This window comes from Corynebacterium sp. ACRPH, assembly GCF_022347285.1.
Lineage (GTDB): Bacteria > Actinomycetota > Actinomycetes > Mycobacteriales > Mycobacteriaceae > Corynebacterium.
In genome coordinates, this window is record NZ_JAKRND010000007.1 from 79795 (window position 1) to 98887 (window position 19093).

The 19093-nt window shown below is 59.4% G+C and carries 17 protein-coding genes and 2 tRNA genes; 10 read left to right on the forward strand and 9 right to left on the reverse strand.

Annotated elements, in window-relative coordinates; genetic code table 11:
* Positions 1–104: 104 nt before the first annotated feature.
* Both gyrB and MHX66_RS05315 read left to right on the forward strand, forming a co-directional pair.
* Positions 105–2129, forward strand: coding sequence for a DNA topoisomerase (ATP-hydrolyzing) subunit B (gene gyrB / locus MHX66_RS05310; RefSeq protein WP_239200927.1), 2025 nt, complete (start codon positions 105–107; stop codon positions 2127–2129).
* 9 nt (positions 2130–2138) lie between these two features.
* Complete coding sequence (locus tag MHX66_RS05315; RefSeq protein ID WP_239200934.1) at positions 2139–3140, forward strand: alpha/beta fold hydrolase; 1002 nt, start codon at positions 2139–2141, stop codon at positions 3138–3140.
* Between the two features lie 188 nt (positions 3141–3328).
* Here the strand turns inward: MHX66_RS05315 and MHX66_RS05320 are convergent, their stop codons facing one another.
* The 4 genes from MHX66_RS05320 to MHX66_RS05335 all read right to left on the reverse strand — a co-directional run bounded on the left by MHX66_RS05320 (position 3329) and on the right by MHX66_RS05335 (position 8712).
* On the reverse strand, positions 3329–3994 hold the full coding sequence (locus MHX66_RS05320; RefSeq protein WP_239200936.1) for a cell surface protein: 666 nt from the start codon (positions 3992–3994) through the stop codon (positions 3329–3331).
* A gap of 198 nt (positions 3995–4192) precedes the next feature.
* Positions 4193–5491, reverse strand: coding sequence for an iron uptake transporter deferrochelatase/peroxidase subunit (gene efeB / locus MHX66_RS05325; RefSeq protein WP_347934351.1), 1299 nt, complete (start codon positions 5489–5491; stop codon positions 4193–4195).
* Complete coding sequence (locus tag MHX66_RS05330) at positions 5491–6741, reverse strand: EfeM/EfeO family lipoprotein (RefSeq protein ID WP_239200938.1); 1251 nt, start codon at positions 6739–6741, stop codon at positions 5491–5493. Before MHX66_RS05330 ends, efeB begins: the two co-directional genes overlap by 1 nt.
* A gap of 27 nt (positions 6742–6768) precedes the next feature.
* Positions 6769–8712: an alkaline phosphatase family protein gene (locus tag MHX66_RS05335; protein WP_239200940.1), complete on the reverse strand. Its 1944-nt coding sequence runs from the start codon at positions 8710–8712 to the stop codon at positions 6769–6771.
* A gap of 282 nt (positions 8713–8994) precedes the next feature.
* Here MHX66_RS05335 and gyrA point away from each other — a divergent pair, with 282 nt between their 5' ends.
* The 4 genes from gyrA (at position 8995) to MHX66_RS05355 (ending at position 12665) form a co-directional block, all read left to right on the forward strand.
* A complete protein-coding gene (gene gyrA / locus MHX66_RS05340) occupies positions 8995–11508 on the forward strand; it encodes a DNA gyrase subunit A (RefSeq protein WP_239200942.1) in 2514 nt (837 codons plus the stop codon).
* A gap of 166 nt (positions 11509–11674) precedes the next feature.
* The gene (locus MHX66_RS05345; RefSeq protein ID WP_239200943.1) at positions 11675–12346 is read left to right on the forward strand and encodes a DUF3566 domain-containing protein; all 672 of its coding nucleotides are present in this window, start codon (positions 11675–11677) and stop codon (positions 12344–12346) included.
* A gap of 104 nt (positions 12347–12450) precedes the next feature.
* Positions 12451–12527, forward strand: a tRNA-Ile gene (locus MHX66_RS05350).
* 65 nt (positions 12528–12592) lie between these two features.
* Positions 12593–12665, forward strand: a tRNA-Ala gene (locus MHX66_RS05355).
* 141 nt (positions 12666–12806) lie between these two features.
* Here MHX66_RS05355 and MHX66_RS10610 read toward each other — a convergent pair.
* From MHX66_RS10610 to MHX66_RS05365, 3 genes are all read right to left on the reverse strand, one after another.
* Positions 12807–13052 carry a tyrosine-type recombinase/integrase gene (locus tag MHX66_RS10610; RefSeq protein ID WP_370646275.1) on the reverse strand — a complete coding sequence of 82 codons (246 nt, stop codon included), beginning with the start codon at positions 13050–13052 and terminating at the stop codon, positions 12807–12809.
* Positions 13053–13184: 132 nt separating this feature from the next.
* Positions 13185–13772, reverse strand: a complete 588-nt coding sequence (locus MHX66_RS05360; RefSeq protein ID WP_239200944.1) for a hypothetical protein — start codon at positions 13770–13772, stop codon at positions 13185–13187.
* Between the two features lie 217 nt (positions 13773–13989).
* Positions 13990–14595, reverse strand: a complete 606-nt coding sequence (locus tag MHX66_RS05365) for a helix-turn-helix transcriptional regulator (RefSeq protein ID WP_239200945.1) — start codon at positions 14593–14595, stop codon at positions 13990–13992.
* Between the two features lie 56 nt (positions 14596–14651).
* Between MHX66_RS05365 and MHX66_RS05370 the strand changes: the two genes are divergently transcribed.
* From MHX66_RS05370 to MHX66_RS05380, 3 genes are all read left to right on the forward strand, one after another.
* Entirely contained in the window at positions 14652–14843 is a 192-nt protein-coding gene (locus tag MHX66_RS05370) for an AlpA family transcriptional regulator (RefSeq protein ID WP_239200946.1), read from the forward strand.
* A gap of 195 nt (positions 14844–15038) precedes the next feature.
* A complete protein-coding gene (locus MHX66_RS05375) occupies positions 15039–16052 on the forward strand; it encodes an AAA family ATPase (RefSeq protein WP_239200947.1) in 1014 nt (337 codons plus the stop codon).
* Between the two features lie 492 nt (positions 16053–16544).
* Complete coding sequence (locus MHX66_RS05380; RefSeq protein ID WP_239200948.1) at positions 16545–17069, forward strand: hypothetical protein; 525 nt, start codon at positions 16545–16547, stop codon at positions 17067–17069.
* 161 nt (positions 17070–17230) lie between these two features.
* Here the strand turns inward: MHX66_RS05380 and MHX66_RS05385 are convergent, their stop codons facing one another.
* Both MHX66_RS05385 and MHX66_RS05390 read right to left on the reverse strand, forming a co-directional pair.
* Positions 17231–17722: a MarR family winged helix-turn-helix transcriptional regulator gene (locus tag MHX66_RS05385; RefSeq protein ID WP_110099798.1), complete on the reverse strand. Its 492-nt coding sequence runs from the start codon at positions 17720–17722 to the stop codon at positions 17231–17233.
* Complete coding sequence (locus MHX66_RS05390) at positions 17719–18144, reverse strand: SRPBCC family protein (RefSeq protein WP_239200949.1); 426 nt, start codon at positions 18142–18144, stop codon at positions 17719–17721. Before MHX66_RS05390 ends, MHX66_RS05385 begins: the two co-directional genes overlap by 4 nt.
* Before the next feature lie 188 nt (positions 18145–18332).
* On the opposite strand from MHX66_RS05390, the gene ribB reads away from it, so the two are divergent.
* Entirely contained in the window at positions 18333–19085 is a 753-nt protein-coding gene (ribB, locus tag MHX66_RS05395; protein WP_239200951.1) for a 3,4-dihydroxy-2-butanone-4-phosphate synthase, read from the forward strand.
* Positions 19086–19093: the final 8 nt, after the last annotated feature.

The window sequence follows — 19093 nt, forward strand, 5'->3', positions numbered from 1 at the left end:
CACAGCTCAAATAGCTCAAACGGCCTGTCCAATGGCACCTTTAGGCTCGCGACGCGCTAGAATGGGGTGGTTATTTACGCGCGAGAAAAGGAGTTTGACCCACCGTGGCTGAACCACAGAAGCAGAGCGACTACGGCGCGAGTTCAATTACGATCCTCGAGGGCCTGGAGGCCGTTCGCAAGCGCCCCGGTATGTACATCGGTTCCACCGGCGAGCGCGGCCTGCACCACCTGGTGTGGGAAGTTGTGGACAACTCGGTTGACGAGGCCATGGCGGGTTATGCCAAGGAGGTCAGCGTAACGCTGCTGGCCGACGGTGGCGTGGAGGTCATCGACGATGGCCGTGGTATCCCGGTGGAGGATCACCCGACCGGCCCGCCGACCGTGCAGGTTGTTATGACGCAGCTGCACGCGGGCGGCAAGTTCGACTCGGACTCCTATGCCGTATCCGGTGGTCTGCACGGTGTGGGTATCTCTGTGGTCAACGCCCTGTCTACCCGCATGGAGACTGAGATTAAGCGCGATGGGTACCTGTGGCGTCAAAACTTCAACCAGGCTGTGCCCGAGGAGCTGCAGCAGGTGAAGAAGGCCCGCGGTAGCGGAACGAAGCAGCGCTTCTGGCCGGACCCGGAGATCTTCGAGACCGTCGAGTTCAACTTCGATACTGTGGCGAAGCGCCTGCAGGAGATGGCCTTCCTGAACAAGGGGCTAACCATCAAGCTCGTCGACGAGCGCGAGAACCTCGAGGACGACGAAGAGCTGGAGAGCGCAGCCGAGGATGCGGCGGCGCCGAAGTCCGCCGAGGAAAAGGCTGCCGAGGCAGAAAAGAAGAAGGGCCCGCGCACTCGCGTCTTCCACTACCCGGAGGGCCTAAAGGACTACGTTGCCTACATCAACCGCAAGCGCACCGCGATCCACCCGACCATCGTCTCCTTCGACGTAGCTGAGGAGGACCACGAGGTAGAGGTCGCATTGCAGTGGAATAGCGGCTTTAGCCAGTCCGTTCACACCTTCGCCAACACCATTAACACCTTCGAGGGCGGTACGCACGAGGAAGGCTTCCGCGCGGCGCTGACCTCCCTGATGAACCGCTACGCCCGCGAGCACAAACTGGTGAAGGCCAAGGATCCAAAGCTCAGCGGTGACGATGTGCGCGAAGGCCTCGCGGCAGTTATCTCCGTGCGCGTAGGCGACCCGCAGTTCGAGGGCCAGACGAAGACAAAGCTCGGCAACACCGAGATCAAGGGCTTCGTGCAAAGGGCCGTGAACGAGCACCTCGCGGATTGGTTGGATGCCAACCCGGCGGAGGCGAAGGCCATCGTGGACAAGGCAGTGGCTTCCGCCCACGCCCGCGACGCAGCCCGCAAGGCCCGCGACATGGTGCGCCGCAAGTCCGCCTCCGACATCGGCGGCCTGCCGGGCAAGCTGGCCGATTGCCGTTCCCGCGATCCGAAGCTCAGCGAGCTGTACATCGTGGAGGGCGATTCCGCAGGTGGTTCCGCGAAGTCCGGCCGCGATTCCATGTACCAGGCCATCCTGCCGCTGCGCGGCAAGATCCTGAACGTGGAGAAGGCACGCATGGATAAGGTGCTGAAGAACAACGAGGTTCAGGCCATCATCACAGCCCTGGGCACCGGAATCCACGACGAGTTCGACATCAAGAAGCTGCGTTACCACAAGATCGTGCTGATGGCCGACGCCGATGTGGATGGCCAGCACATCGCCACGCTGCTGCTTACTCTGCTGTTCCGGTTCATGCGTCCGCTGGTGGAGGAGGGCTACGTGTACCTCGCCCAGCCGCCGCTGTACAAGCTGAAGTGGGCCAAGGGCGAGCCGGGCTTTGCCTTCAGCGACCGCGAGCGTGACGAGCAGCTCGAGGAGGGCCTGGCGCAGGGCCGGAAGATCAACAAGGACGACGGCATCCAGCGCTACAAGGGTCTGGGTGAGATGAACGCCAAGGAGCTGTGGGAAACCACCATGGACCCGACGGTGCGCACCCTGCGTCGCGTGGACCTGGAGGATGCTGCGGCCGCCGACGAGATCTTCAGTGTGCTGATGGGCGATGACGTTGTGGCCCGCCGCAGCTTCATTACCAAAAACGCGCGCGACGTGCGCTTCCTTGATGTTTAATCGAGTGTTGTGAGCGATTCGAAACACCAAGCGAAAACCACTCGTACGCAGCCACGCCGGGAGCCGACCCTGCTGCCGGTTGAGATGGCCGATGGCACCACGTCGCAGGTTCGCCTGTTCCTGCCCGGCACGGCGAAGGTGGGGGAGGAAGGTATTGACGCCACCGTCTCCGGCAGTACCGCGAACCCAGCAAACAGCCCAGCGGATGCCGCATGGGATCGTGCGCGCCCCCTGATCGTGGTCTGGCCGGGCTTCGGAATGGGCGCCCGCTACTACGACCCAATCGCCTGGGAGCTGGCCGACCGCGGATACCCAGTAGTTACCGGCGAGCTGCGTGGTCAAGGTAGTTCCACGGCTGTAGCCACGCGGAAGCACCAGTGGGGCTACCACCACCTGGCCTCTGAGGATTATCCGCGAACGATCCGGGCTGCGAAGGAGGCGCTGGGCGTCAATAAAGATCACCCCACGTTAATGCTTTGCCACTCGATGGGCGGACAGATCGGTGCGCTCTTCCTTGCGCGACCCGAGGCTGAAGAGCTGGGCATTCACGGGATGATGGGCGTGGGTTCCGGCACCCCGTATTACAAAGGGTTTGAGGGTAAGCAGCGTACGCGCCTGCGCTTTGGTACCTACCAGATCATGCTGAATATCCTGCTGTTTGGTTACCAGCCCGCGGGCGTGCTGGATCTGGCGGGTTATGGGCGCCAATCGGGTACGCAGCTGCGTGAGTGGTTCCGTTATGGGCAAACAAACCGCCTGCACAAGCTGGCGGACCAGGACATGGACTACGAAGAGGCGAAGAAGTCAGTGCGCACCCCGGTGCTGCTGACGCGCTGCGCGAACGACGAGGACTGCCCGATCGCTTCCGCGGAGAACCTGGGGTCGGAGTTGCCCGCCGACGTGGTGCAGGTAGAGGAGCTCGATTCGCAGCTGGGGCACAACCGTTGGGCGCGGGAGCCGGAGCTGGTGTCCGATCGGTTGGAGGAGTTCTGGCGGGAGATGGCCGACTAGCGGCGCTCTCGGCGCTCGGCCCCGCGCTCATAGGCGGCTCTGAGAGAGTCTGGAGCGTGCTCAGAGCCTGGCGCGTGGGAATGCATGAAGAAACCCGCGGACCTTCCAAAGTGAGAAGGAGCCGCGGGTTAGTGGGTTAAACGGAAGGCGTGGTCCGCCTTTCCGTGATTACGCTATGGGAGCGTGAGTTATGCCTGGCGGCGAGCGAACATCATCCAAGCGCCAGCGACCATGGAGATCAGAGCCAGACCAGCCAGGATGGAGATCTCCGGCTTAACGCCGGTGTTAGCCAGCTGAACGTTGCGCTCTGCCGGTGCCTCAGCGTCTGCAGCCGGAGCCTCTGCGACCGGTGCCTCAGCCTCGCCCTCGGCCGGTGCCTCAGCTGCCGGAGCCTCGATGTCCTCCTTAGCCGGAGCCTCTCCGTCGGCAGCCGGGGCCTCAGGCTTACCCTCGCCCTCAGCCGGAGCCTCTTCCTTCTCGCCATCCTTCGGTGCCTCAGCCTCGTCCTCTGCCGGAGCTTCCTCGCCCTTGTCGCCGGCGTTGCCCAGGATTGCACCCAGAACTCCCAGGCCAACGATGGTGCCACCGATGCCAGCAGCGATCTTGTCTTCCTTGCTCATGTTGGAGGAGCCGGTCGGCTCGCCCTCGCTTTCACCTGGCTGCTTTTCGCCCTCGCCTGGCTGCTTTTCGCCTTCACCTGGCTGCTTTTCGCAAGCGCAGTTGTCTCCCTCGACCGGAGCCTCCTGAGCTGGGGAGCCCCCCTTTTCCTGAGCGTTAGCAACCGGGGTCAGCAGGGATGCGGACGCCAGAATGGTAGCAGCGGCGGTAGCGGTGATCTTCTTGGACAGCTTCATGTCTTTCTCCTGTTTTTGTGAAAAGCCAAACAGTTTAGCTTTTGGGTGAAACGTCGGACATTTTTAAGGTAGCTCCTGGCCTCGGGTTCGTCAGCGCTAGAAATTACAAAAACTCCTTCCCAGGCGCATTTCCGAGGAATTCTTTCTAAACTGACTGATCAGCGCGAGATTGCACATTTGCGCAACTTTCCACACCAGTCACTTTGATTTACCCACGTATGGGGGAAAGAAAAGTCCCTTACCTAGGAAGTCCTCTCTCCCAGACACTCCGGGAAATACGTAGAAATACCCACCGCCGTACGGCCTGATGTAGTCAGCCAGCGGTTCGCCCTCCAGCCGCCTCTGCACGGTAATAAACTGCCGCTGCAGATCCTGCTGGAAGCACACAAACACCAAACCCACGTCCAGGGTGCCGTTGTCCAGCACACCATTGTCGTAGTTATAGGCACGCCGCAGCATCAACTGGTTCGCCGTCTCCTCGGTCCGCGGGTTCGCCAAGCGGATGTGCGCATCCACCGGAATCACATCCCCTGTGGGGTCATCCAGATAGTCCGGCTCCTCCCATTCGTCGCCGCCGGAAAGCGGCCCGCCGCTGAAGCGTTCGCGGCCAAAGATCTGCTCCTGCTCCGCGATAGAGATGCGATCCCAGAACTCCGTCAGCATCACGATCAGCCGCACGGCCATGTAGCTACCGCCCGCTGCCCACTTCGGCTCGTCGCCGCCGGCCCACACCAGCTCGTTGTGCTGCTCGGGCGTGGGATTAACGATTCCATCCTTAAATCCCAGGTGGTTGCGTTGTGTGCCACTCGGCCGGGGCGGGTTCTGGTAACCGGATTGGCGCCACCGCACCGCCATCCCCCCGCGCGTGTGCCGCAGAATATCGCGCAGTGCGTGCATTGCCGTATCCCGGTTGTGCGCGCAGATCTGCAGCACCAGGTCGCCGTGGCACTGTGCGGGATCCAGCGAATCATCCGCGAAGGCCTTCATGGTGTTGAGGTGCTTTGGCTTCTTGGCCTTCAACCCGAAGCGATCGTCGAACAGCGTTGCGCCCGCCCCTAGCGTGATCGTCAGCCCGTCCACCGGCACGTCCTCGCCCAGCTCCCCGGAATCCGTTGCCGGATACGCGATCCCATCGGGCGCCGCCGGACCCCCGGTGGTCAGCACGCGCGCCCGTTCGGTGATTGTCTGCAGCAACTCCTTTAGCTCCTCGCGCTTTTCAACCAGCACGTCCAAACCGCAGATGATCAGTTCTTTTTGCGGTGGCGTAATCACGCCCTGCTGGTGTTTGCCCTCAAATGGGTAGTCGGGTAGCTCGTCGCTGCCGTCGTTTTCTTCGGCGGTGGCGCCGGTTTTTGCAAGGGTAGTGACGCCACCCGCTCCAGCCAGCCCCAGCATTCCGCCGAGCATGGTGCGCCTCGAAACCCGGCTGCCTGCGGGGCGGTTCTTCTGCTCGCCGTGGTTATCTGCGGTGGCACGGGAATGAAAAAGACAGTTCACTACATCCTCCTGATCACAGTCATCGTCGCCAGCGGGGCAAGCAGCTCGTTCAGCTCCCCAATGGCCGCTCCTAGTTCCCGCTGATCGGCCTGTTTCCACGCGGTGAAGGGCTTCTTTCCGTCGTATTTGGCGGCCATCTTCTTGGCTACCTTGTCCGTCCGATCTAGCTGCCTATCTAGTTCTTGCAGGTCCGCCCCGCGGTCTTCTACCAGTTCGCGCAGCGGATCGAGGGTAGAGCGGGTGGAGTAGAGTGCGGCCCGCACCGCGCTGCCCGTGATGTGGGCGCCGAAGTCGTTGTGACTCTTGAGGTCGAAGCGCTCGACCTCCTCGGTGACCTCGTGTGTTCGTAGGCCATAGTTGGGTGCAAAGATCGCAAAATGCTCGGTGCCGTCCGCCACTTTGCGAACGTTCTGGTTCAGTTTCTCGGCGGGTGCTACCAGCGCACCCATAGGCTCGCCGTGCCACAGGCCCCACTCCAGCCGGTGGTAGCCCGAAAGGTCTTTGGCCTGCGCACCGTTGGCCTTCGAACTGGTGCCGAAGTCCGCGATTTCATCCACCGGCCCTGGCCACTCGTGGTTGGAATCGTCCAGCCTGCGGTAGGCCAGATAGGCCGTCTTCCAGGCTTCCTGCGCGGCCGCGCGGTCGCCGGAACGGACGGCTCGCAACAGTGCGTCGTCCTTGGAAACCCACTCGCGCACCTGAGGTTTTTGTGCATGCGCGTGGGCGATGGATACGTCCGTGACCTCTTTGTCCGTGATGGGTTTCATTCTGGGGGCGTCACGAAGAGAAGAATCAGTGACCCTAAACTCGTCGCTGGCGATCGCCTTCTTTCCCTGGAAGACGCAGGTCAGGTGGTATGTACCGTCGGCAAGCTTCACGGACCAGGAGCGGGTGGCGGAACTGCCGACGCGCTCGAGGGTCTGGTAGGCGAAGCCTTCTTGGTCGGCGACGTAGACCGTGGTGGAGGCGTCCGCGGTGTTGGCCACGCGGATGTGGTTGAGGTCGCCGTGCAGATCGCCGGGGGAGGGGCAGGCGCGGCGACTCTTGATGTGAATGTCGGCATCGACGGAAAGGCCGGTATCGCCGGAACCATCGCCGCCGCCGCCACCAGTGCCGCTGCCGCTATCCTCGCTAGAGCAGCCGGATAGCAGCAACGCGCTCGCCGAGATAGAGGCCACGGCGAGGGCCGCGACAACCCGGGCGGGCCGCCGCAGCGGGCGGGGTCGATCCGATGGTTCAGGGGAGGTCATGGCTGATACCGATGGCGGCTATTAGTGCTAGCTCTCGGATTCGCCCTTACGGTTGGAGATCCAGGTGAGGAAGCCCAGCACGATTACGGCCACCGCGCCCATGCCCAGCCAGGCGCCCAGGTGGTTGGAGTCGGACTCACCCGCAGCATTGTTCTTGCCGTTAGAGGCTGCTGCGTTCTGCACGTCCTTCTCCGTGACCTTCGGGTCGTTCATGCCTTCGGCGACGTCCTTCAGCTTCTCGCCCGCGCGGTCGCTGTCATCCACCCGTTCGATGGAGTCGTAGTCCTTGGCGACGGTGCCGTCGGTCTCGTTGAGGAACAGCTTCTCTGCGCTGGCGTTATCGAAGTCGAACATGTTGTCCAGCTTGCCCGCGCGGTTATCGAAGCTGTGCTCGCTGAGGCGGCCCAGCTCCCAGTTGTCCTGGATGAACTTCGTCACCGAGGTCTGCTCGGTGTAGGTGTTATCGATGTGGTTGACCTTGGAGTACGGGGAAATAACCAGCAGGGGCTGGCGGGTGCCCGGTCCGCACTGGCCGTCTGCGTCGCCGGCCACGCCGACCTTCTTGGCAGCGTCAGTGCAGATCTTGGAATCGATCGGCTTACCGGTTTCTTCCAGCTTGGTCTTGTCCTTGGAGCCATTCAGAACCTCCGGGGCACGGTGGTCGTACCAGCCGTCGGAATCGTCGTAGGCAATGACGATGGCGGTGGAATCCCACTGGTCAGAGTTCTGGATCTCGTTGATGTAGTGGGTCATGAAGGCCTGCTCATCCAGCGGGTTGGAGTAGCCCGCGTGGCCGTCCTGGTAGTTGGAGGCCTTCAGGTAGCTCACGGCCGGCAGGTTGTTGTTCTCCAGTGCAGTATCGAAATCCTGCAGGTCGTACTGGTGGTTAGCCTGGTCGGACTTGCCGATCATGTCCGGGCTGCTGGGTTCCAGGTGGTGCGGGTTGGCAGTGGAGGCGAAGTACTGGAACGGCTGGTGGTGCGGATTGTAGTCCGTCTTCTCCTGGCCGGTCAGGGTCTTGTGGGTGGCACCGCAACGAGCGCGGGCATCGTCCGTGGCCTTCTCCGTCGGGCGGAAGCCGCCCTGGAACCAGCCCCAGGTGATGTCCTTCTCGTTCATCTGGTCACCGATGTTTTTGTTGTGCAGCGCAGCAACCTCGTCGGTCTTGGAGGAGGAGCTGTTGGAGCAGTCGTCGTACAGCGGATCCGGGTCGCCCACGACGGTGACGGTCTTGCCGTCCTTGGATACTCCGGCGAACTCGTCGGACTCACCCGGTGTGATCTTCACCTGCTCGCCGTTCGACGGATCGTGGATGGTGGCGCCGGCGACGGTGGCGCCCACCAGGTTCAGCGCGCCGGGGGTCGACGGGCCGAAGATGGTGGAGTAGCTGTTGTCGTTCATGGCATAGTGCTGCGCGTAGTTCCACAGGCCCGTGACGGTGTTGCCGTCGTAGTAACCCATGGTCATACCCGGGCGGGCGTACAGGCCCTCGTTGTCCTTATCCACGTCGGTGGAGACAGTCTCCGGGAACTTGTCCATCTTGCCGCCGTTAAAAGCCTCCTGCAGCGCGGAGTACTCGTGGTTCTGGTCCACGGTGACGGCCTGATCCGGGCCCAGGCGGAAAGGCTTGACGGAGTTGGGGTTGTTCTTACCCAGCAGATCCTCGCTAGCCAGGTTGTTGACCTTCGGGGTGCCCTTCTTTGCCTTGAACTTCGGCGCATCCTGGTCGTTGGACTGCAGCTTCTCGCCGTCCTTGTTCGCGGCCTTGGGGTAGGTGGCGAAGTAGTGGTCGAAGGAGATGTTCTCGCTGTAGATGACGACGACGTGCTCGATGGGAGTCTTCGGCTTGGCCTGAGCATCGTCAGCGGCGGCAACACCCATGCCGCCGGTGGCTGCGGCGACCAGCAGGGCGCTGGAGGCGGCCATCGAAGCGACTTTGCGCAGGGCGGTGAAGGGCTTGGGAGAGTTCATGATTGGGCTTCCTCTTGCGATAGCGGTCATAGCCACCAGTCGGCTATGGCTGCAATAGGGTCAGTGTTTGAACACTCCTGATCTAACTCCTGGTTTAGCGGCCTTGCACGGCAAAGAGCATGCATTCGCATGAGTTCAACGGTTATTTACCTGTGTAACATCTCGAATTCACCTAACGGGGCGGGAAAGGTGGCGTCACAAAGCCTCCAAAGCGCAGGAAACTCACAACAAGGGGGTAGAATGGATGGGTCTGAAGGCTAAACAGAAAGGCTTCTCAAAACAGTGAGCGACGACAACAACGGTAGCGACAACCTCTTTGATCGAATCACACCGATCGATCTGCAGGAGGAAATGAAGTCCAGCTACATCGATTACGCCATGAGCGTGATCGTCGGACGCGCCCTGCCCGAAGTCCGTGACGGTCTGAAGCCCGTGCACCGACGCATCCTCTACGCGATGTTCGACAACGGCTACCGCCCCGAGCGCAGCTACGTGAAGTCCGCAAAGCCCGTCGCCGATACGATGGGTAACTACCACCCGCACGGCGACAGCGCGATCTACGACACTCTCGTGCGCTTGGCTCAGCCGTGGTCCATGCGTTACCCGCTGGTCGACGGTCAGGGTAACTTCGGTTCCCGCGGTAACGACGGCGCGGCTGCTATGCGTTACACCGAGTGCCGCATGACGCCCCTGGCGATGGAGATGGTGCGTGACATTCGCGAAAACACCGTCGAATTCCAGCCCAACTACGACGGCAAGACCACCGAGCCGACCGTGCTGCCGTCCCGCGTGCCGAACCTGCTGATGAACGGCTCCGGCGGTATCGCCGTGGGTATGGCTACCAACATCCCGCCGCACAACCTCAACGAGCTGGCGGAGGCCATCTACTGGCTGCTCGACAACCCGGAGGCGGAGGAGGCCGACGCGCTGGAGGCCTGCATGGAGCGGGTGAAGGGACCGGACTTCCCGACGGCCGGCCTGATCGTTGGCGACAAGGGTATCCAGGACACCTACCGCACCGGCCGTGGCTCCATCCGCATGCGCGGCGTGACCAGCATCGAGGAAGAGGGCAACCGTCAGGTCATCATCATCACCGAGCTGCCCTACCAGGTGAACCCGGACAACCTGGTGGCCTCGATCGCGGAGCAGATCCGTGACGGCAAGATCGCCGGTATCTCCAAGATCGACGATGAGTCCTCCGACCGCGTGGGCATGCGCATCGTCATCACCCTGAAGCGCGACGCTGTGCCGCGCGTGGTGCTGAACAACCTGTACAAGCACTCCCAGCTGCAGACCAGCTTCGGCTCTAACATGCTGTCCATCGTGGATGGCGTGCCGCGTACCCTGCGCCTGGACCAGATGCTGCGCCACTACGTGGACCACCAGATCGACGTGATCGTGCGCCGCACCCAGTTCCGCCTGGATGAGGCCGAGAAGCGCGCCCACATCCTGCGCGGCCTGGTGAAGGCCCTGGACATGCTGGACGAGGTCATCGCCCTGATCCGTCGCTCCCCGACGGTGGACGAGGCCCGCACCGGCCTGATCGACCTGTTGGATGTCGACGAGGTGCAGGCCGACCACATCCTGGCTATGCAGCTGCGCCGCCTGGCCGCGATGGAGCGCCAGAAAATCATCGACGAGTTGGCGGAGCTGGAGGAGACCATCGCCGACCTGAAGGCGATCCTGGAATCCCCGCAGCGCCAGCGCGACATCGTCCGCACCGAGCTGGCAGAGATCGTGGATAAGTACGGTGACGAGCGCCGCACGCAGATCATCGCCGCTTCCGGCGACGTGTCCGAGGAAGACCTGATTGCCCGCGAGAACGTGGTTGTGACGATCACCTCCACCGGCTATGCGAAGCGCACGAAGGTGGATAGCTACCGTAGCCAGCGCCGCGGCGGCAAGGGCGTGCGCGGTGCCGAGTTGAAGCAGGACGACGTGGTACGCCACTTCTTCGTCTGCTCGACGCACGACACGATTCTGTTCTTCACCAACTTCGGCCGCGTGTACCGTCTGCGCGCCTTCGAGCTGCCGGAGGCCACCCGTACGGCCCGTGGCCAGCACGTGGCTAACCTGCTGGAGTTCCAGCCGGGTGAGCAGATTGCCCAGGTTATCCAGATCCAGTCCTACGAGGATGCTCCGTACCTGGTGCTGGCTACCGCACATGGTCGGGTGAAGAAGTCCCGCCTGACGGATTACGACACTGCCCGTTCCGGCGGCCTGATCGCCATCAACTTGAACGAGGGCGATCGCCTGGTCGGCGCGCAGCTGTGCACCGCCGAGGACGACCTGCTGCTGGTTTCCGAAGAGGGGCAGGCCATGCGCTTCACCGCTGATGATGAGACGCTGCGCCCGATGGGTCGCGCCACCGCCGGTGTTAAGGGCATGCGCTTCCGCGAGGAGGACCAGCTGCTGGCCCTGACGGTCGTGGCGGAGGATTCCTCCCTGTTCGTGGCTACCTCCGGTGGCTACGGCAAGCGCACGCCGATGGAGGAGTACCCGACGAAGGGCCGTGGCGGCCTGGGCGTGGTTGCGTTCAAGTACGACAAGAAGCGCGGCAAGTTGATCGGCGCGCTGACGGTCAACGACGACGACGAGATCCTGGCCATGACCTCCAACGGCGGCGTGATCCGCACCGAGGTTAGCCAGATCCGCCACAGCGGTCGTGCGACCATGGGCGTGCGCCTGGTGGACCTGGCCAAGGGCAACGAGCTGGTTGCCGTGGACCGCAACGTGGAAGAAGAGGCAGAGGAATCTGCCGAGGCCACTGCGAAGGCGGAGACGGAATCCGAGTAGGCCGAGTACCCCGGGCAACCCCGGGTAGCCCGGGTAGGCCTGAAGGGTAAGCATTGAACCGAAGTAGCCTGGCGGTCGATACCGCTAGGCTACTGTCGTAAAGGCATAAAAGAGCACAACCGAGCACGAACGAGTACTGAAGAGTGCGAACAAGTACGGAGATGCGATGACGCACAAAACGCCCCCGCCGAACGCGAAGAATGCCAAGAACGCGCAGAATGCGAAAGCCAAGAACGTGCAGGCAACCGCAGGGAAGGCCAAGAACGCGAAGGCAAAGAACGTGCAGGGATCCGCGGAGCAGGCCAAGGCGCCGGTGCAGGATCAGGCTGTGGCGAAGAACCAGACCACCGCGAAGGCTGGCGAAAACGCCACCGCGAAGGCCGAGCAGAAGGCCGAGCAGAAAGCGCCGGAGACTAACGCGGCTACCCAGCCGACTAGCTCTAGCCAACCTGTCCAGCCTGACAACAAGCCCAACAAGCCCAATAAGCCCGGCAACCCGGCCAAGCGGGGCGTGCAGCGCACGATCACGTACATCGAGCCGATCAGCGCCCTGAAGATGGCGCTTATCTTTAACCTGGCGCTGTTTGCGGTGTGGTTTGTGGCTATGGCGCTGATCTACATCATTCTCGGCGCTGCGGGCACGTGGGACCGTCTGGATTCGCTGATCGGTGACCTGACGGATTCCTCTGGCATGTCCGCCGGCATGTACTTCGGTGGTGTTATCGCCATTGGCCTTTTCGAGGTTGTGCTCTTCACTCTTCTGGCGCCCGTCGCCGCACTGATCTACAACGCCTCGTCGAGCATTCTGGGCGGTCTGCGCATCCAGCTGGATCGCTAACTCTTTTGTTCTTTTTGACGCCCACTTTCCAGCCATAAAAACCGCTACTGACCAGGCGATTTGGTGATTGTCCGGGTTGGTGGGTAATGTTTCTACTCGTTCGAGGGCCTATAGCTCAGGCGGTTAGAGCGCTTCGCTGATAACGAAGAGGTCGGAGGTTCAAGTCCTCCTAGGCCCACCATCGAACACTCTTCGCTAGAGATTAAAGCGTCTGATATAGTTTCGGAAGCTTGGTTCGATAGTCAAGGGGCATTAGCTCAATTGGTAGAGCATCTGCTTTGCAAGCAGAAGGTCAGGAGTTCGATTCTCCTATGCTCCACAACTAAAAATGCAGGTCAGGACTTTGCCGGGAACACTCCTAGCAAAGCCCTGACTGTTTTGTTTCACACTGGTTTCACACGAGGATTCTTCTACGCCGCGTTCTTGCGTATGAGAGAGTCGATTTCAGTCCCCACTCGGTCTAGATCTGAGTCAAAAAGAGATCCGCGTAGGTGTCCAGCGTCATCTTGGCACTGGCGTGTTCCAGCATGCGCTGTACCGCTTTTACATTGGCTCCTGCTTGGATAGCGATGCTTGCTGCAGTGTGTCGGAGGTCGTGAATGGTGAGAAGCGGAAAGGTTGGCTCGTTTTTCGGATACGGTCTAGCGCTGGCACGTATTGGCGACGCCGAAAGTTTGACCCGCGCAGCATCTTTCCCCGGTGTGATTGAAAGACCCGATCTCCTGGTGCTTTGTTCTTCGTCAACTCTCGAAGCTCCGGTGCGAGAGAGCTCGGAAAAGGTACAGTACGCCGTTTGTGGTTCTTTGGAGTGCCGTCCTTGTACTTTCCACCATCGTGTTCATCCGTGCGGTGAATGTCGAAGCGGCGAGTATCGAAAATCAATGGAATCAACGCGCAAGGCGGTCATCTCGGCCCATCGAATGCCGGTATAAGCCAATACTCTGATGACGGTGGGGTATTGGGCATGGAAAGCGGCGTAGACAGCCTTTTCTGCTTCACTCAAACCAAGCTCCTCTGGAGGTTCCAGCATTTCCTTTGCCAGTTTCTCCACTTGCTTGATGGAGAGATAACTGCGGCGGCGGGTGGTGGTCTTAGGTAATTGAACGCTAACCACAGGGTTTACAGCGATCATTTCAGCATCTACTGCGTACCCGAGCGTTCCTCGGAGAACACCCACCGCTCGTTGGATCGTTCTGTTGCCTACCTTGTCGCTAGACATGGCAGCGATCCATTTAGACACATCTGATTTGCGGATGTCAGAGATTTTCCATTCAGCCCAATGCGGCTCAACGTGGACTCGCCAAAGACTCAATCGGTCATCGCGAGTCTTTTGCTTGTTGTTTACTGCGGTGGGCTCCCACTCATTGAAGACATCCCTGACCAAGCGTTGGCCAGATGCCTTATCGCGGTATTCTCCACGATTCACTTGGGCGGTAATAGAGTCTGCGAAGTTCCTAGCATCTAACTTGCGAGCAAAGGACCTGCTAACCTGTTTGCCGTTCGCTTCGTTCCACCGGACTGACCATCTCTTTCCTAGTCCGTGTCGCTTAGTTTTTCCACCGTGTCTGGTAAACCAAAGATCTTGGATTATTGGGTTACCCGTAGTTCGAGTGAAAGTTGGCATAGTTCGTTCTTCTCGCCGCTTAGCTTTCGTACTCAGCGACGGTGTCGAGTTGACGCTTCAGTTCGTATGCGGTCGGCTGAAACTTTTCAATTTTCTCTGCTGCGCACACAAACTGTTCTGAGCATCGGTCAAACATAGCCATTTGAGTGGGGTCCCAGTCGGGGTCCTTAGGTTGGTTGACGAAGGTATCTATTCCCTTGGTTACACGACGGCTCAAGTCTGCAAATCGGTCTAATAGAAGGCAGAGCTCCCCAACATTCAAACCTACGGTATAGGCCTTAGCCTGCAAGGGAGCGTCATTATCGAATTCGGCAATTTGGTCTAGTGAGAGTCCGTAAGTACGTGCCAGCGCACGCGCTTCTGAGAAGGAGAGAGTCCTCGTCCCGCTTTCTATCTTAGAGAGGGTGGTAGGGCCAAAAGAGTTGCCCAACCATTCTGATACTCGATCTGCAGCGGATAACTGTGTGTACCCCGCCTTCAGTCGGGCTTCGTATAAGTACTGACCTAGTGCTCTCTTTGAGGTGTTAATTCCAGTGTTGTCCACTGTTTCTCCCACGCCTTTCTGAACTCGATGGAAGTTATCTTCTTCATTGCTATTAACGCAATATGCTTGCGACCACAGCATACTAACGCTAATGTCGGACTTGCCATGATCGAAAGTCTATGCGAAAGGAGCATATCATGGTAATTCTCACGACCGAGCAAGTGGCTACTCGCACAGGAATCTGCGAGGCAACACTGAAGTATTGGCGCGAAGCTGGAGAAGGTCCAAGGTCTTGGAAGATTGGGCGACGCACAGTCTATGACGAAGCAGATGTCCTAGCTTGGCTTGAGGCTCAGAAGGAACAGACAAGCAGAGGGGGAATGGCGTGAAGCTGCTGTAGGGACTCGTCTTCGTAGAAAGGACCGTAATTGAACTCAAAAAATGAAAAGACCCCACGATTCGATGCCGCGAATCATGAGGTCGATAGGAATGCAATGCAACATTCGGACTCCAGAATACAGTCAGATCGGCCTGACAAGCTAGATGCTCGAAGGATTCAAATGCTTCCAGCCTCGAAGGTCAAGATGGAAAAGATCAATTGGCTAGTGGATCAGTGGATTCCAGCGAGCTCATTGACTCTTCTAGCTGGTCGAGAGGGTATCGGTAAATCGACAATCGCCTGTTACTGGGCAGCGGCCGCAACAAGAGGTGATCTAACTGGAACCCCGATCAACGTCGCATACGTCGCTTCAGAGGACAACATCGCTACAACGGTAGTCCCGAGGCTCAAGGCGGCAGGAGCAGAACTTGAAAGAGTCCTCTTCCCAGAGGTGGAAATCACCTCGCCGGGTGATCCTGGCACAACAACCTCGGTGGCTCTTTCACTTCCAGGTGACTCGATGCAGCTTGCCAAGAGAATCAAGGAGGATTGTGTTGGTTTGCTGATCCTTGATGCGGCAAAATCCGTCATGTCAGAACGGCTCGACGGCAACAAAGACACGGATATTCGCCAGTTTCTAGAACCTCTTTCAAAAATGGCCCAAGAAGCTAACTGTGTTGTCCTGGGGTTGGTTCATTTCGGCAAGAAAGATGGAGCCGATACCGGAAAGTTGATCCTGGGATCGGCTGCGTGGTCACAGGTCGCCCGGTCGGTGCTAGCTGTGCGGCAAGACCCGGACTCGGGGACACTCTTTGTCTCCAATGCCAAGGGGAATCTCTCACGAAAGACTGTTTCAAGAATGGCTACTGTGGAATCGGCCGAGGTCGGCCTTCCCGATGGTTCCGTTGAACATGTTGGGGTGCTTAATTGGGGCAACTACTCAGATCACGATGGATCTCATTTGGCGAGTCTTCTAGATACCGATGGCGATCCAAATATGAGCGACGCTGAAATCTGGCTGTGGGATCTGCTTGAGATGAAGGGGAGTATGAAGAAGCGAGATGTCCTCACGCAGGCACACAAGGACAATATTGCTGCCCCCCGAACCATACAAAGAGCATTCGCAAAGATAGGCGGAGTAAGCGAATACAGTGGCTTCCCACGGATGGCTACTTGGAGTCTTCCGTCTAGCACCTCTCAGAATGGTTCATCAGACTAGGAAAACTCAGTTGAGCCAGTGTTGGCCAAGCTGGCGGTTTGGCTAACACGGTGGCGTAACTGTGGGACCTTGGATGACCTGCTAGTTTGTTGCAGGTGGTTCAACCTTGGACATCAGTTGAGCCACGCGCACGCACATGGCTCAACTGGCATCGATACAGCCCACCCCAGCTCGCTACGCCACGCGCACGTATCGACAACAATGCATCCACTCGGATACTTGCCCGTTTCACTATCGCTACGGGCAGTCGCCCTTCAAATTCACCCACACCTTTTGCACATCATGTGCTTCGGGTTGCGTTGTGACGAAATAGGTTACTGTGGATGCATGGAGACACCCCCAGAAACCACGCCCTTACGCTGCGTTGAATGCGGTATGCGACTGTTCTACGCAGGGGTGGGGCGTAAGCCTCGCTACTGTAGCCAAACCTGTCGCAGCCGCGCCTGGGAAAAACGTCGCGCAGCCCGTGACGGATTGATCGCCCAGGAGGTCGTGGAACGTCCCGTAGAGGTCTATAAACCCATCGATGCCGAGCAGGTCACCCAGTGGCTAAGTGGACACCCACGGCGGCTATCCGCGGTGTTGAAAATGATGGAGTGGACAGACGAACATCTTGCGGCATTCCGCACCGGATTAGAGCACAGTGCCGAGGAGTTAAGCCTGATTCCTATAGAGGAAAAAGAACGACTCGAGTCCGCCTTACGGGAGACGTTTCGCCTCAGGGATGCTCTTGCTTATCAGCAACACCGGCTACGCGAACAGAAGAAGGAAAACGCCGCACTTCGGCGAGAACTCGAACGGTCCAATAGTCGCGAACGACCCGATAGTCGCAAACGCCCCAATAACGCAGAAGCCCCCACACCTGTTGCAGAACAACGCCCCGCCGCCAAGGCCGCGCCACTGCCTACGTTTAGCGGGGAGACTAAGACCACCAAAGTGGCCGGCCAACTAGTCACTGTTCCGGCCCATTGGAACCGTAAAAAGATTCGTCAATGGATGCGGGACAACGGACGGTAGAGCCTGTAAAAACCAACCTGTTTTGTCACAACGTAACCCGACGCACATGATGTGCAAACGGTGTGGGTGGATTTGAAGGGCGACTGCCCGTAGCGATAGTGAAACGGGCAAGTAGCCAGGTGGATGCATTGTTGTCGATCCGGTCGCGATGGGACTGGAATCTAGAGCTTGTCGAACAGGTGTGGGTAGCGCTTCTTCATGGCTGCGCTTAGGGAGGGGTCAGTCAGTAGACAGGTCAGTTGGGTGAGGATGTCCTCCGGGTGAGCGCTGAGCGCATGGGTGAGGGCATCACCGATACTGTCGTCGAAGTTCTTCTTGAGATTGGTGATTGCGGCAACCATTTCACGACCGGCCGGCGTGAGAGCGTGGAGGGTTGCTCGTTTATCTGTGGTGGACTGGGAGGTCATTGTCAGCCCTTTGGATGCGAGAGTGGTGAGCAGGCGACTGGGGCTGCCGGATTCGCAGACGAGGTAATCGCCGACTTCTCGAGTGCTCATCGGGCCGTAGGTGCCGATGACTTCGATGGCTTCGGCTTGGGAATTGGTCAGGTCCAGCTGTGCAAAGAGGTTGTTGAGTTGTCGGTTTCCTTGCCGTTGGAGGGCGAGGATCAGGTAGCGGAACTCTTCAGGGTGGTCGGCAATGGTCTTGTTCATGAGGAGATGTCGTGTGGGGAGGAGTTGTTGAGGGTCTGGGCGAGGCGGGTCAGGCGTTTGTGGGGGACGAGCGAGGCTTCGTGGTCACCGATGATGGCGGTGAGGACACCGTGCTGGTTGATGGTGTGGGCGACCGTCGTGCCGCGAGGATCTGGGGTGAGGGTGAAGGTGGATTCTTCGGTGAGGCCCGGGATCTCAATATGAAACGTGATGACGTCAGGGGAGGGTTGCGTGTAGGTTAACTTTCCTTTCATGAGGCTACGGATGGTTACGGAATGCGCACCGTCGGAATCTTCTGGCCCGATATTGCTGAAGGCAGGGTTCCATGTGGAGAGATTGCTGATGTCGAGCAGGATTTTTCTAATCATAGACGGATCATGCTCAAGAGTAATAACTGCGGAGTTCTGAGTATTTAATGACATGGCATGAATAATAGGTGATCACCCAGTAAAAAGGGAATTGGTGCTAATCAAGCTGGAATTATGTAACAATCTACCCCCAATATTGGGTACTTTACCGTTCGTGTGGAGCGCTTTTCCGGCCTGAATTATAAATACCAATGACGCAACAATGATGTTGTGTCACGGGTATTTCTTGAAAGGATCTAACCATGACCCGCATGCTGACCGACATTCCACAGACCAACGACACCAAGACCACCGCTCGCCTCCGTGCAGAAACCCACCTGGCTCCCATTGAAGACATCGTCGCGGATATTGCCGCCGGCAAGATGGTCGTTCTCGTCGACGATGAAGATCGAGAAAACGAAGGCGACCTCATCATGGCCGCCGAAGCGATCACTCCCGAGACTGTCAACTTCATGATCACCCAAGGCAAGGGATTGCTGTGCGTTCCCATGACCGCTGAGCACGCCCGCACCCTCAACCTCGCTCCCATGGTCGAACGCAACGAAGACGACTTCGGCACCTCCTTTACCGTCTCTTGCGATGCCATCGCCGACTTCGGTATCACCACCGGCATTTCCGCCTCCGACCGCGCCGCAACGATCAACCTGTTGGCCTCCGGGGGAGTAGCCAGCAACTTCCACCGCCCCGGCCACGTCTTCCCACTCATGGCACGCGAGGGCGGCGTGCTCACCCGCATCGGCCACACCGAAGCAGGCAGTGACCTCGCCGCCATGGCTGGATTCGCGCCTGTGGGAGCCATCGTCGAAATCATCGGCGACGACGGCGAAATGCTGCGCCTCCCACAGCTCGTGGAATGGTGCGCCGAACGCGGCATCGCACTATCCACCATCGAACGCTTGCGCACCTACCGCCAAGAACAGGTCGCCGCCGGTGTCGCGATCACCCAACGTCCCGACGGCTCCCCACTGGCCACCCCCCTGACGAGCGTGAAGTAAGTGCCACC

Bases quoted from the DNA above. Each gene is read 5' to 3' on its own strand.
- MHX66_RS05370 (WP_239200946.1), top strand. From the start codon at position 14,652: ATGGTAATTCTCACGACCGAGCAAGTGGCTACTCGCACAGGAATCTGC.
- MHX66_RS05345 (WP_239200943.1), top strand. From the start codon at position 11,675: ATGACGCACAAAACGCCCCCGCCGAACGCGAAGAATGCCAAGAACGCG.
- MHX66_RS05375 (WP_239200947.1), top strand. From the start codon at position 15,039: ATGGAAAAGATCAATTGGCTAGTGGATCAGTGGATTCCAGCGAGCTCA.
- MHX66_RS05330 (WP_239200938.1), bottom strand. From the start codon at position 6,741: ATGACCTCCCCTGAACCATCGGATCGACCCCGCCCGCTGCGGCGGCCC.
- MHX66_RS05335 (WP_239200940.1), bottom strand. From the start codon at position 8,712: ATGAACTCTCCCAAGCCCTTCACCGCCCTGCGCAAAGTCGCTTCGATG.
- MHX66_RS05390 (WP_239200949.1), bottom strand. From the start codon at position 18,144: ATGTCATTAAATACTCAGAACTCCGCAGTTATTACTCTTGAGCATGAT.
- MHX66_RS05385 (WP_110099798.1), bottom strand. From the start codon at position 17,722: ATGAACAAGACCATTGCCGACCACCCTGAAGAGTTCCGCTACCTGATC.
- MHX66_RS05320 (WP_239200936.1), bottom strand. From the start codon at position 3,994: ATGAAGCTGTCCAAGAAGATCACCGCTACCGCCGCTGCTACCATTCTG.
- MHX66_RS05365 (WP_239200945.1), bottom strand. From the start codon at position 14,595: ATGCTGTGGTCGCAAGCATATTGCGTTAATAGCAATGAAGAAGATAAC.
- ribB (WP_239200951.1), top strand. From the start codon at position 18,333: ATGACCCGCATGCTGACCGACATTCCACAGACCAACGACACCAAGACC.